This is a genomic window from Nitrosopumilus maritimus SCM1 (assembly GCF_000018465.1).
In the GTDB taxonomy this organism is placed as follows: Archaea; Thermoproteota; Nitrososphaeria; order Nitrososphaerales; family Nitrosopumilaceae; genus Nitrosopumilus; species Nitrosopumilus maritimus.
This window is the reverse complement of record NC_010085.1, coordinates 917,077-930,010: the sequence shown is the minus strand read 5'-3', so window position 1 is coordinate 930,010 and position 12,934 is coordinate 917,077. Positions and strand designations below refer to the sequence as shown.

The window sequence follows — 12,934 nt, the reverse complement described above, 5'->3', positions numbered from 1 at the left end:
AATATTTTCAGGAAACGATAATTAGTATACGCCTTAACGATAATCTGTAATATGTCAAAAATTGTAGTTGATACCAGTGTTATAATTAATGGTCAATTAATATCTCAAATAGAAAAAGGATCTGTTAAAAACTCCCAAATCATCATTCCTCAAGCAGTATTAGACGAATTACAATCACAAGCATCAAATAAAAAAGAGCAGGGATTTGTGGGGTTAGAAAAAATTCGTAAACTAAAAGATCTTTCTGGCAGTTTTGGTTTAGAAGTAATCCAAAAAGGCACCCATCTGTCTTCTGATGAAATTAAACTTGCCGGAGGTGGAAGAATTGATGCTTTAATTGCGGATATGGCAAAACAAAACAATGCTACCCTTTACACATCTGATCATGTTCAGCATTTAGTTGCACAAGCAGAAGGAATTCAAACTGTATTTTTGAAAACAGAGATCCCTAAAGAAACTTTGGAATTTCTAAAGTTTTTTGATGCTGAAACAATGAGTGTCCATCTAAAAGAAAACCAACATCCACTTGCTAAACGCGGTAAACCTGGTGCCTTTTTACTTACAAAAATCAGCGATGATATTCTTTCACGAGAGTATCTGGAAATGATTTCTTCTCAAATTCTAGATATTGCAAATGCAAATGATTCTGGCACTATTGAAATATCAAAAACAGGTGCTTCAGTAGTACAGCATGAAGACTATCGAATCGCAATTACTCATCCTCCATTCTCTGAATCTTTTGAGATAACAATAGTTCATCCAATAATCCAAATGTCTCTTGAAGATTATGATATCTCTGAAAAACTAATGGAGCGATTCTCTGATAGGGCAGAAGGAATTGTAATTTCAGGTGCTCCTGGTTCTGGAAAAAGTACTTTGGCTTCAGGACTAGCAAATTTTTATCATAACAAGGGAAAGATTGTAAAAACATTCGAATCTCCTCGTGACTTGCAAGTTGATCCTGGTATTACTCAATACAGTAAGCTTGATGGGAGTTTTGATAATACTGCTGATATCTTGCTCTTAGTTCGTCCAGATTATACTGTCTTTGATGAGGTAAGGAGACGCGAAGATTTCAGAACCTTTGCTGATTTGAGATTGACTGGAGTTGGGATGGTGGGAGTAGTTCATGCAAATTCTCCTTTAGATGCAATTCAAAGATTCATTGGAAAGATTGAGCTTGGAATTATTCCAAATGTTTTGGATACTGTCGTGTTTGTTAAAGATGGACAAATCAAAAAAGTCTATGATTTAGAATTAAAGGTAAAGGTACCTTCTGGAATGACTGAGTCTGATCTTGCTAGACCTGTTATTGAAATTCGTGATTTTGCTGATAATACGTTGGAGCATGAAATCTATACATTTGGAGAGGAAAATGTGATAGTTCCTGTAGGGAAAAAAACCAAAGTAGGAATTGAAAAACTAGCTGAAGAGAAAATTCGTGAGACATTCAAAAAGTATGATCCTAGAGCACAAGTTGAGATTCTATCTGATAACAGAGTTAAGGTGATGGTTGATGAACAATACATACCATCAATCATTGGTAGAGGAGGTTCTAACATTAATGAAATCGAAAAATCCCTTCAAGTACATGTTGATGTGGTTCAAAAAGACTCTGAACACTATAATTTAGACTCCAACGATTTGCCTTTTACTTTTTCAGAATCAAAAACAGCTCTAATCCTCACTGTTAGTAAAGAGTACACTTCAATGCATGCAGACGTTTATGTTCGTGATGAATACATTACATCAACTAGGATTGGTAAAAAGGGACAAATCAAAATTCCAAAACGCTCTGATGTTGCAAGGACCTTGATGAAACTAGCTTCATCCCAAAACGATATTCAATTATTTCTCAAAGATTTTTGAAATTTTCAATAATCTTTGGATTTGCTTTTAAAAATGTAATGAATTTTCTTAATTGTTTTATTGTCTTTGGATTTAGATGATGTTCAATTCCTTCTGTGTCTTGATTTGCAGTATCATATCCAATACCTAAAATCTCAAAAAATTCTAACAATATTCCATGCTTCTGTCTTATTCCATCTGCAACTTCTATTCCTTTTTTTGTTAAATTGATTCCATGATATTTTTCATATTCTAGATATCCTCCTTCATCTAATCTTTGTAACATTTTGGTAACGCTGGGTGCGCTTACATTCATGTATCTTGAAATATCTAAAGTAGTTGCATATCCCTTTAATTCAACTAATTCTGAAATAATTTCCAAATAATCCTCCATTCTAGTACTAGAGCGAGCTCTTTCTGATTGATGTGCTGCTTTTATGGAATCTAGTCTTTTGGAATTTTTGGTCTTCATGTAATCTTTGTATCTAAATTTTATCTACTATAATTGAGTGTCTTTTTCAGAGATTTTTGGTTACTCTTTGTTGACTCAGAAGTAACCGTTGTTGATCTTTGAATCTTAACTAATTTTTCCAATATTTGATATAAGAATGGCAGATCCTCTAAAAGAACGACTAGAAAAAATAAGAAAAATCTCCGAATCAGCAAAACGAAGAGCAAATTTGTACTCTGATGTTGCAAAAATGGATGATAGTCGTACTGCTCGTTCATTAGGTGCCCTTCAGAAAGCTCCTGCTCCTGGCAAAAAACTCCAAAAAATAGGCTTTTTGATGTTGTGGATTCCAGAACCTACTGGTGTGACTTGTGCAGTCGGTGGCCCTATGATAGTTGCAGGTAGATATTTGGAGAAGAAATACAACAGTGCCACAATTCACGATATTGGACATCAAACAAAAAACACCATTACATCAATTAGTGATTTTAAAACATCTGTAATGAATCACTAGATGTTTTCTTAGATGAGAATATCTTTATCTGAATTAACTAGTGGTTTTTTTGGCACATCAAATATCTCAAATGAATCTAAATACTTCAAGTGTTTTGAAATCGATGTTTCATCTAATGTAATTAGTATTCTGTCATTATGTTGAATTTCATACTGTGATATGTCTGATGAGAATTTTTCTCCGTTAAGATAAACATGAACTATTTTCTTTTCATCTGCACAAAACTCATTAACTTTATTGGAAAAATCATATTCGATAAAAATACACTCTTGTGTTATTTTTAATCCAATTGATACAAATAGCATTTCTAATGGTACTCCTGTTGCATGTTTATGAATCAAATATGGATTATGATCTTCAAAATGAATGTATTTGCTGGCTAATTGAAATTGTGGTAATCCAAAATTCAATTGTTCTCCATCTAATACTACAAGTATTGCAGCATGTGCATGATCACTACCATACTTTCCAACATTGTATTGATTTGCCAAAATTTGTTCAGGACTAATGTTCAATGTATTTTGTACAATTTGTGAATCAATTTCATTTTGGTTTAAAAAATAATATGAAAAAAACCCTGTTGATATGATTGCAAAAGCTATTACTCCTATTGCAAGACCTTTACTTTTAGATCTTGGTGTGTTTTCGTAAGATATAGCTGGTTGTTCATATGTAAAATTACTTTCTTCATAACGACCCGGTAAGCTGTAATCTGAATCACTATCTTTTGGTAATACTTTATCTTCAGACAATTATTGTAATTTCTAATTATTTGTATAAATGTCCTCGACTTCAAAAATAATTAACGTATTTTAAAAGCCGTACTCAATTCAAAACATGACTACTAGGGCTCAGGCACTAATCCCCATATCTATTGCTGCTGTTATTATTGGGGTTGTAGGCTTGATGTCTATTCCTGAAGAAAGTAAGTTGGAATCAGTTGAATTTCCTAGGGGTACGATCAAAGTTGATGATGTCCCGCTTGAAGTACAGATAGCAGATAATGAGCCTCGAAGAGTACGTGGTTTGATGTTTCAAGATCAATTACCCTATGATCAAGGCATGATCTTTGTCTTTGATGAATCTGGATTGTATTCTTTATGGATGCTTAATATGCAATTTTCACTTGATATGATGTGGTTTGATGAAAATGGAAAAATGGTCCACATGGAACAAGATGTACCTCCATGCAAAGCCGCTCTAGAAATTGCTACATGTCAAAGTGTGGTACCTGAAAATGAAGCATTGTATGTTCTTGAGGTGACTGCTGGCTTTATTGAACAAAACAACATCACAAAAGATTCTGTTCTAACAATAATTTCAATTTAGAATTGCAAAACCTTATCTTTGCATAACAGATTTGTTGTTTGTGAATAAATTAATTATTATTCCAATTATTCTTGGAATTGCAGCTGTTGCATCATATGCAATGTTAATTCCTGAAGAATCTACTGAATCACTTACCACTCCAATTTATAATTCTGGTTTTACTTATTATGATATTGAAGATATCCAAACATCTCTAAAAGAACATGACATTTTTGTTTCATCTCCAACTGCAATAACTGATCATACTATTAGTCAATACTGTACATTTTTTGAAAAAGGACTTCCAAAAAATGTAGAATATTGTACCACTACTGCTGTCTTAAATTCTAATGGTGATACTATCGGAAATATCAACGTTGGTGGAAGTACTGCATCCCCGATTATGGCAATTGCCAATCTTGAAACCAATACTTTGGAATCTGATAAAGAAATGACGTATGCAATATTTGAGACTGTGATCCAAACGCTTGTTTGTGATTGCTGGGAAGAAGAATCTACTGAGTTTGAATCCATTCCTGAATGGTTAGACGCTGTTCATACTTTCTATTATGACTCCGACAAGCGTAACATCAAATCAAAAATTGATAATTTGGCCGACACTGAAATTCTCTTAGAGATTACTACAAAAGATGATTCTGTATTGCAGACATTAATCATTACAAAGCACCTCTAATTATATACAACAAAATTATTTGATTGGCGATTGATATGATTGATCAACTATGGCTTATTCCATTAGGATTTGCGGCAGGTGTGTTGGGTTCTATGATTGGATTGGGTGGAGGTGTTATTGTTGTTCCTGTTTTGACTTTTCTAGGATTCCCTCCAACTGCTGCTGCAAGTAATAGTCTTTTTGCAGCTCTTAGTAATGCTGTTGCATCAACTATGTCTTATTCTAAACAAAAACGAATTGAATATTCTTTAGGATTGAAGCTCGGATTGTTATCTGTTCCTGGAACCATATTAGGTGCAATTGTTTCTAGTGATGTAGGTTCTGATATTTTCAAGGCACTGTTTGGATTTGTATTAATTGCGTCTGCTGCTTATATCTTCTTGAGAAAGAAAATCGAATCAAAAGAAAAGAAAATTTCTTTACAAATGATGATTTTTGCAATAGGTGCTAGTTTCTTTGCAGGAATCATATCTTCTTTCTTTGGAATAGGTGGAGGAATCGTGTTTGTTCCATTGATGGTAGTTGGTATGGGTATGACAATGAAAAAAGCTGCCCCCACTTCTCAAATGATACTACTATTTGCTTCATCATCAGGAGTAATTGTTCATAGCTTGTTGGGCCATCCTGATTTTCTTCAATCTGGCCTACTTGCAATTGGTTCTTTTATTGGTGGACTAGTCGGAGCAAGACTATCTATTGATATCAAAGAAAGATCTCTCCAAATTTTGGTTTCAGTAGTTATCTTGATTGCCGCAGGAAAATTGTTCTTTGATTCTTTAACTGGAAATTCTGTTTTGTTAGGATTTTAGGCTCAAAATTTTCTTTGTGCTTTTATACAAATTTTGTAATGTATATTGTTCGTCAGGTCTTATGATCTGAGGGCGGGGGAGACTAGTCGGCTCTCCTGTATTTTACTTACAACAAATGATGAACAAATATGGGTTAATCTAATTGATCAAAAGACCGATGATTTTTTTCTTCTAATTTATTAAAAATCAGCGTAAATTGACATTAAATTGGAAAAAAATCTTGTTTTAAGCCTGTTTTTGATTGGAATGATTGCAATAATCCCGACTGCATATGCTGATGTGGAATTTTCATTCAAATTTGGAACTCTTGGTTCTGATGACGATGAACTGGATAATCCTACTGATGTTATAGTGAAAAGTAATGGGCGGGAAATTTATGTTGTAGATAACAACAATAATCGAATAAACGTATTTGATGATGATGGTGATGCTGATTTTCTATATGGTACTTTCTGTAATGTAGCACAAATTCAAGATTGTAATGATAATGCTGATGGCGCTGAAGAAGATGGAGATGGACAGTTTAACACTCCTCTTTACATTGCTATGGATGCATTAGGTAAATTTTTTGTAGTAGATTCTGAAAACGAGCGAGTACAAGTATTTGACGATGATGGAGAATTCCAATTCAAACTTGGTTCATCTGATAGTGGTGACGATGAATATCTTGGCGGTGCACAAGGTGTGACAATTCAAGATTCTTCAAGAAAAATATTTGTTTCAAACACTGAAAATGACTCAATCTCTGTTTTTGGCTCTACTGGAAATTTTCTATTTGATTTTGACTCTTTTAACGGAAATGATGATTTTACAAATCCAAGTGAAATGATCATTGACAATTCTAATGATTTGTTATATGTTGCAGATTCTGGAAATGATAGAATAGTCATTTTTGAGATTGTTGATGGAACTACGTGTCCTGATGGTACAATAGAATCAGTAGATGGAATATGTTATGTCAAAGAATTCGGCTCTTCGGGAGATGATGAAGGTGAATTTGATGATCCTTCTGGCTTGGCATTAAATTCTGAAAATGATTTGTTATATGTTTCAGATTCTGACAATGACCGAATCCAAATTTTTGAGATTGTTGATGGAACTACGTGTCCTGATGGTACCGATGAAATTATTGATGGCGTGTGTTTTGTAGATGAGTTTGGCTCTACTGGAACAGCCGATGGACAGTTTGATTCTCCTCTTGGAATTGCTTTAGACAATTCTAATGATTTGTTATATGTTGCAGATTCTAAAAATGACCGAATTCAAGTGTTTGATCTAAACTCTGAACCTGCCGTGCAAACCCCTGAAAAACCAGTAAATGTTGATGCATCTCCTGTTTCCCCTACATCTATTATTCTTACTTGGGATGCTCCTGAACAACATGAAACCATTCCAGAAATTACTGGATACAAGATTGAGTATAGGATAGGTTCTGAAAACTATATTGCGATAACTCCTGATGCATCTAGCAATGTATTTTCATTTGTTCATGATGGATTATCTGAAAGTGAAACCTACAGTTACCGTGTATATTCTATCAACTCTGTGGGAACTAGTAGTGCATCATCAATTGCTACAGTTAAACCAGAATCCACAACCACTCCTGTAGCATTAACTGCCTCTGCAATTTCTCCTAGTCAGATAAAACTTTCATGGATGGCACCTTCTGAAACATTCCAACAATCAATTAGCGGATACAACATAAAACGCGTACTTACTCCTGGCGTTTATGATGATGTTGGAAGTACTAATGGACAGACTTTGACATATGTTGTTTCTAATTTGGCAACTGACAAAACTTACACGTATGCAGTTACTGCAAATATTGGATTTGGTCAAACAGGGGAATCAAACACTGCCTCTGCAACCCCTAGATCCGATTCTACTGATACTACTGAAGATCCACTAGTTTCAACATCTGTAGATATGACTGTTCCTTCATCACCTATCAAATTAACCGCATCTACCAAAACTTCCACTTCTATAACTCTCACATGGGTCTCTCCTACTGATGATGGCAATTCTGAAATTACCGGATACAAGATTGAATCTAAAAAAGATAATGGTTCTTTTAGTACTGTAGTTGAAGACACCCAAAACTCTTCTACAACATATGTTCACTCTGAGCTTGTAGAGAATTCAAAATATGCGTATAGAGTTTCAGCAATAAACTCTGTAGGTGTTAGTGAACCTTCAAATGAATCATCTGCAACTGCCAAGATTACTGGTCTTGCACTCAGTCCTATGGGCAAATTGACAGTAAATGAAGGCCAATTGCTGTCATTTGCAGTTAAACTAACTGATAATACAATCAAAGATCCTGTGTTTAGTCTAAAGAATGCTCCTTCTGGTGCAAAAATAATCTCAAACACTGGTGCATTTGCATGGACACCTTCATCTTCTGATGGTGGTCAGACATACAATATTGTAGTTGAAGTTAGGAAAAATGAATTATTTGATTCCCAAACAATAGAGATTAAAGTAAATGACTCATCTGTTTCAGAACCCATATCTGAACCAACCTCCGAGCCAACATCTGAACCTGTAAAGACAGAACCTGGTGAATTGGGACTGGCTTCATTTGTGGATGAATCTGTAGACCCTCAAAACTATGTTGACCGATACAACAATGAACCAAATTACAAGAAGTGGTTTGATGACAATTATTCAGAATACGATTCAATTTATCAGGCAGTCGGATTAGAGAAACCTCCACAAATTCCTGCTGATTTTGTAGATGAATCAATGGATCCATACTATTATGTTGCACGTTACAACATTGATCAAAAATTCCAGAAGTGGTTTGATGATAATTATTCTCAATACTCTTCAATAGGTCAAGCAGTTGATTTTCATGATTCTGGAGAGCCTCAAAAGGTGTATGGTTTCTGTGGTACTGGCACTAAACTAATTGATGGCGTGTGCACTGTTATCAGAACTACTGAATCTACTCCTTAATTTTCTGAACTTACAAATTTTTAATCAACAAATGAAATCAAAGTTTTTGTTTTGTATTTTTTAATTCTTATGTCCAATCCTTTGAATTTTTTTCCATCAGATCTTGTATGTCAATTTGAATTGCTAAAAATCCAATAATCTCATTTTCAGAGTTTTCATCTGGAATTATGATCTTTTTTTCCCAAAAATATGAACCGTCTTTTGCTTTATTTTTTAAATTCCCTGTCCAGATCTTTCCTGATAGAATGGTTTTCCACATTTCACGATAAAACTTTTCATCATGATATCCTGATCTTAGAATCTTTTGATTTTGTCCCATTAACTCTTCTTTAGTATATTTTGTCATCTTGCAGAATTTTTCATTAACATATGTCAAGTCTCCATTAATGTCAAATTTTGATATTGCAGTTGATTGGTCTATTTGATTGTAAAATTTCTTGGCATCTGCAAGACTGCTTTTCATTGCCTGCTCGTATTCTTTTAATGTGTGCTGTGATTGACTTAACGATTTTGTCATCTTGTTAAATGCATTACCAAGTTGAGAAATCTCATTATTTCCTTTGATATTGATCAAATCTCCACTCTCCCCTTTTTTTATTTTGAGAATTTTTTCAGTTAGAACTTCGATTGGTTTTGACATGTGTCTTGAAATTATTATGGTGACAACTATTGTTATTGCCAAAAAGGGAATCATGACTAGTTGTACGTCTGACCTCAATTGCTCAACTGACAAAAATAATTCTTCTTCTGTAGTTACTGATACTACCACCCAATAATTTGATGTATCATTTTTGTCATAAGATATCTTGTTCCATATCCTATATTCTTGCTCATCTTCATCATAGTGGAATTTATTATCTGATATCTCCAAATTTTTCTTCAATTCTGGCTGATCTGAAAAATAATTGATACCTGTGCCTAATTTATCGCCAAATATTTTTGATTTATCGGGATGATCAATGAAATATCCTTTATTGTCTATTGTTAGCATTTTTCCACTTGCACTCTGACTGAGTTCATACAAAAAATCTTGCATGTCATAAGTGATTTTCAAATATCCTAATTGTTCATCATTACTAAGAAAAATTGGCGTAGTTACCTCGAGAATTGGTTTGTGAGGAACTTCGATTTTGTTATTTACTTCACTAAGTTTTATACTTGATATTTCCACTTCATTATTTTGTAACTTTGTTACTTTTTGTAACACATCGTTACTCATTGAATGTTTGAGTTCATTACTATCTTCTACGTGTAGTCCACTATTCTCTGAAAAAATATGTATGATTTCATTTCCGTTAAAACTAAAAATTTGAATTTGATGGATATTTGGATTGTTTTTTATAATTTCTGTGAATTTTTCTTCTAATAACTCTGACCAAAACCCTTCATCAAATTGAAAGCTTCCCGAACTGCCATAATCTGTAAACTTTACAATCCCTTGAATCTCTGGCATAATTGATAGCAGTTTTGTTTGCTCTATGTTTGAACGAACCAAATCTCTAAAATCCGCTGCTTTGAAATTTATTTCAAATTGTTTTTCAGATAAAATATTTTCTACTTTGTCATTTTTGATGCTTTCAAAAACTATTCCTGCAAGGATAAGTACTACTGCAATATTTAATGTACTAAGAACAATTGCATTTCTGTAAAATAATTTCATGTCTCTAACTAGTAGAAGGTTTGATTGTCAATGATACAAGTATGTCGTTTAGTTTTTCAATTGAAATTGGTTTCTCAACACATATCTTGACTCCTTTACTAATCATGTCTTGTACTTCTTGTTCAGATGGCAATAACCCTGTCAAGACAATAATATTTTGCGATGAAATGACTCCTACCTTTACTAACTCATCGATGAAATCATTTCCAGTAAATTCTGGCATGTCTAAATCTAAAATTATGGCATCATACTTGTTTGTCAAAGCCATTTGCAGTGCCTCTTTTCCATCATTTGAGACATCACATGTGTGATCATGCAGTTCCAATAATTTTGAGAGTACTTCTGTGAAAGTAGCATTATCATCTATGTGTAAAATTTTCATACCTTAAGTAGATCTTACCTTAAGAGTATTTAAACGAATATGATTATTTTCATGTATCGTATTTGAATCAAAGCTTGTTTTATCTTGGAGGCTCTTTTTTGATTCTGTAGATGTTTCTTTTAGACAGTACTATTGTTTCCCCCTCGTTATCTGTCCCTTCATAATCTACTCCTATCTTTCCAAATTCATCGTCCATATCTTCTACTTGTGATATTGTGAATTTTAATTTCAAAACTTGATCTGTGTATAATGGTTTGAGAAATCGTGTGTTTCTATTCTTCCAGTCTGGATCTCCATCTGTTCCAAGAAAAATAATATGATTTCCATAAATCTGACTTAGTCTTGTAAATTCTCCTTCCATTCTAGATAAGATTGCTCGTCCTGAAACAATTTGCTCACCTTTCTGTTTGTCTTCCAAGAATGCATTTCTAACTCTTGAAAAATTTAGGTATTCTTCTAATTCTTTTTCTGAAATGCTGCATGTAGAGTGAAATGCATCACCTACTCTAAACTCTGAAAATTTTTTCATTCTTATCTTGATTCGTCAACACAGAAAGTTACTTCAGATGATGAAGCAGAATTTTCTGATACTAGGAAATTAAATGCATCCGCAATTTTTTGATTGTCTGGCTCTATTCCTGTTACAGAACCTGGGAATACAGTAAACATTCTGATTTTAGATTTTAGTACGTCACTTAATTCTTGATTAACTGTTGTTGTAAATGGTCTTAATGCTCCTCTGAAAACTTCCACTTGTGCTCTTTGTGTTCCTGAAACTTTTTTTCCAACTGGCAAGTCTGGACCAATAATCATGATAGAACCTGTTTTGTCTTTGTAGAGTCTTGGATCTTTTCCTCCTCCTGGGACAAATTGCTCTAGTGCTTTTTGGGCAACAGTTGCTGGTGTTGATATGAATTTTGCAACTAATTCTTCCCAGCCTGCTCTGGTTAGTTCAGTTAGATTTCCTACTTCTGGTAGTTTACCTGTAACATGAACCACTGCTAGGATTTCTCCAATGTTTGTCTTGGCAGTGTTTAACCATCTTTCTACTTCCTCAGGATTCTTGATATCTACTACATGAGAGTGGAATTTTCCACTAATAGAATCCTGAATTTCTTGAGGTGTTGATTGTGAAATGAAACATGCAACTTTACCGCCATTTTTCTCAACATGGCTTGCCAAAAATTCAACTCTTTCTGCATCTGTCTTGTCTGTTCCATCAATGGTAAAGACTACTGCTTTTCCTGTAAAGTCTGGTTGATGAACTCCTGGTGCTGTGGTTCCAATGTGAGGTTTTACTGCATAAAATACTCTATCTCCTGGAATCACTTTGCCGTTGATAATCTTTGCAATTTCATCATCACACAAGTTGAGAACTGTTTCAGATACTTGTGCTTGTGACAAAAATTCTCTATTTGCAATCATGTGAGAAGTGTTGTTTTGTACTTTCTCAGCTATAGTTTTAATTTTTGTTAATAGATTTGTAAATGTCTCTGTTAATTTTGCGACATCTCTTCCATTTGCTAATTTTTCTGCTGTCTTTGCAATTCCCTCTTTGTTAATTCCGTCTGCTTCGATACATTCTAGTAAATCATCTTTTGCTTCTTCAACCTGAACTGGAGTTAAGTCCTCAAATCCGCTAACTCTCATAAATTCTGCTGCTGCTTTTGGATATACTGTCTTGTAAATTCTATCTGAATGAACTGGACCTGGATTTGTTGCAATTGATATAATTCCTTTATCCGTTAATTCCCATGACATGCATTCCGCAAGTCTGTTCTTTGCACCTTGTGATGCTGTGTATGGACTTCTAAATCTGTATGGTCTTTGCTCTAGAGGCTTTTCTTCAGTAAAGAATGTTGAAATTGTAATTATTTTTCCTCCTTCTTTCATTACTTTTAGTGCTTGAACTGAACCCCAAAAGGTTCCAGTCAAATGAATTGCAATAGTACTTTTGAATTCATCTAATGGCGAATTTGCAAAACATGTAACAGGACCAGAAACTCCTGCATTGTTAATAATGTAATCTACATTGGTTCCTTCATTTTTTAATGTGTCAAACATTTCATTCATTGCTGTTTCATCTGCAACATCTACTCCTGCAAAAATTTTGACTGTTGCATTTACTCCTTGTGGGATTTTTCCTTCAAGTTCTGTTGCAGCCTCTTGAAGTGGTTCTTTTCTTCTACCTAGAATAATCACACTTGCACCATTTTCTACAAATTTTGTTGCGATGGCTTTTCCAATACCTGTTCCGCTTCCTGTAACCAGTGCGACTTTGTCTTGGAATTTTAACATAGATAGAAATCT

At 34.0% G+C, this 12,934-nt stretch carries 12 protein-coding genes; 6 read left to right on the top strand and 6 right to left on the bottom strand.

Features of this window, described 5'->3' with window-relative positions; translation table 11 throughout:
• Positions 1 to 51: 51 nt before the first annotated feature.
• A complete protein-coding gene (locus NMAR_RS05655; protein ID WP_012215437.1) occupies positions 52 to 1,869 on the top strand; it encodes a PINc/VapC family ATPase in 1,818 nt (605 codons plus the stop codon).
• Here NMAR_RS05655 and NMAR_RS05650 read toward each other — a convergent pair.
• A complete protein-coding gene (locus NMAR_RS05650) occupies positions 1,856 to 2,320 on the bottom strand; it encodes a metal-dependent transcriptional regulator (RefSeq protein WP_012215436.1) in 465 nt (154 codons plus the stop codon). The two genes, NMAR_RS05655 and NMAR_RS05650, sit on opposite strands and share 14 nt — an antisense overlap.
• Positions 2,321 to 2,456: 136 nt before the next feature.
• Between NMAR_RS05650 and NMAR_RS05645 the strand changes: the two genes are divergently transcribed.
• Entirely contained in the window at positions 2,457 to 2,813 is a 357-nt protein-coding gene (locus NMAR_RS05645; RefSeq protein ID WP_012215435.1) for a hypothetical protein, read from the top strand.
• Between the two features lie 8 nt (positions 2,814 to 2,821).
• Here NMAR_RS05645 and NMAR_RS05640 read toward each other — a convergent pair whose 3' ends face one another.
• A complete protein-coding gene (locus NMAR_RS05640; protein ID WP_012215434.1) occupies positions 2,822 to 3,565 on the bottom strand; it encodes a hypothetical protein in 744 nt (247 codons plus the stop codon).
• Between the two features lie 85 nt (positions 3,566 to 3,650).
• Between NMAR_RS05640 and NMAR_RS05635 the strand changes: the two genes are divergently transcribed.
• From NMAR_RS05635 to NMAR_RS05620, 4 genes are all read left to right on the top strand, one after another.
• Positions 3,651 to 4,142 (top strand): DUF192 domain-containing protein, encoded by a 492-nt coding sequence (locus NMAR_RS05635; protein ID WP_012215433.1) that lies wholly within the window; start codon positions 3,651 to 3,653, stop codon positions 4,140 to 4,142.
• 40 nt (positions 4,143 to 4,182) lie between these two features.
• On the top strand, positions 4,183 to 4,815 hold the full coding sequence (locus NMAR_RS05630; RefSeq protein ID WP_012215432.1) for a hypothetical protein: 633 nt from the start codon (positions 4,183 to 4,185) through the stop codon (positions 4,813 to 4,815).
• Positions 4,816 to 4,850: 35 nt separating this feature from the next.
• The gene (locus NMAR_RS05625) at positions 4,851 to 5,624 is read left to right on the top strand and encodes a sulfite exporter TauE/SafE family protein (protein ID WP_012215431.1); all 774 of its coding nucleotides are present in this window, start codon (positions 4,851 to 4,853) and stop codon (positions 5,622 to 5,624) included.
• Between the two features lie 207 nt (positions 5,625 to 5,831).
• Entirely contained in the window at positions 5,832 to 8,582 is a 2,751-nt protein-coding gene (locus NMAR_RS05620; RefSeq protein ID WP_148680130.1) for a fibronectin type III domain-containing protein, read from the top strand.
• Between the two features lie 67 nt (positions 8,583 to 8,649).
• On the opposite strand, the gene NMAR_RS05615 is transcribed toward NMAR_RS05620, so the two are convergent.
• The 4 genes from NMAR_RS05615 to NMAR_RS05600 form a co-directional block, all read right to left on the bottom strand.
• Complete coding sequence (locus NMAR_RS05615) at positions 8,650 to 10,242, bottom strand: PAS domain S-box protein (RefSeq protein WP_012215429.1); 1,593 nt, start codon at positions 10,240 to 10,242, stop codon at positions 8,650 to 8,652.
• Between the two features lie 4 nt (positions 10,243 to 10,246).
• Complete coding sequence (locus tag NMAR_RS05610) at positions 10,247 to 10,624, bottom strand: response regulator (RefSeq protein ID WP_012215428.1); 378 nt, start codon at positions 10,622 to 10,624, stop codon at positions 10,247 to 10,249.
• A 79-nt stretch (positions 10,625 to 10,703) separates the two neighbouring features.
• Entirely contained in the window at positions 10,704 to 11,153 is a 450-nt protein-coding gene (locus NMAR_RS05605) for a hypothetical protein (RefSeq protein ID WP_012215427.1), read from the bottom strand.
• Between the two features lie 2 nt (positions 11,154 to 11,155).
• Complete coding sequence (locus NMAR_RS05600; protein WP_012215426.1) at positions 11,156 to 12,922, bottom strand: SDR family NAD(P)-dependent oxidoreductase; 1,767 nt, start codon at positions 12,920 to 12,922, stop codon at positions 11,156 to 11,158.
• Positions 12,923 to 12,934 lie beyond the last annotated feature (12 nt).

Excerpts from the sequence above, each read along its gene's own strand:
- NMAR_RS05655 (WP_012215437.1), top strand. The coding sequence starts at position 52 with ATGTCAAAAATTGTAGTTGATACCAGTGTTATAATTAATGGTCAATTA.
- NMAR_RS05650 (WP_012215436.1), bottom strand. The coding sequence starts at position 2,320 with ATGAAGACCAAAAATTCCAAAAGACTAGATTCCATAAAAGCAGCACAT.
- NMAR_RS05645 (WP_012215435.1), top strand. The coding sequence starts at position 2,457 with ATGGCAGATCCTCTAAAAGAACGACTAGAAAAAATAAGAAAAATCTCC.
- NMAR_RS05635 (WP_012215433.1), top strand. The coding sequence starts at position 3,651 with ATGACTACTAGGGCTCAGGCACTAATCCCCATATCTATTGCTGCTGTT.
- NMAR_RS05625 (WP_012215431.1), top strand. The coding sequence starts at position 4,851 with ATGATTGATCAACTATGGCTTATTCCATTAGGATTTGCGGCAGGTGTG.
- NMAR_RS05615 (WP_012215429.1), bottom strand. The coding sequence starts at position 10,242 with ATGAAATTATTTTACAGAAATGCAATTGTTCTTAGTACATTAAATATT.
- NMAR_RS05610 (WP_012215428.1), bottom strand. The coding sequence starts at position 10,624 with ATGAAAATTTTACACATAGATGATAATGCTACTTTCACAGAAGTACTC.
- NMAR_RS05605 (WP_012215427.1), bottom strand. The coding sequence starts at position 11,153 with ATGAAAAAATTTTCAGAGTTTAGAGTAGGTGATGCATTTCACTCTACA.
- NMAR_RS05600 (WP_012215426.1), bottom strand. The coding sequence starts at position 12,922 with ATGTTAAAATTCCAAGACAAAGTCGCACTGGTTACAGGAAGCGGAACA.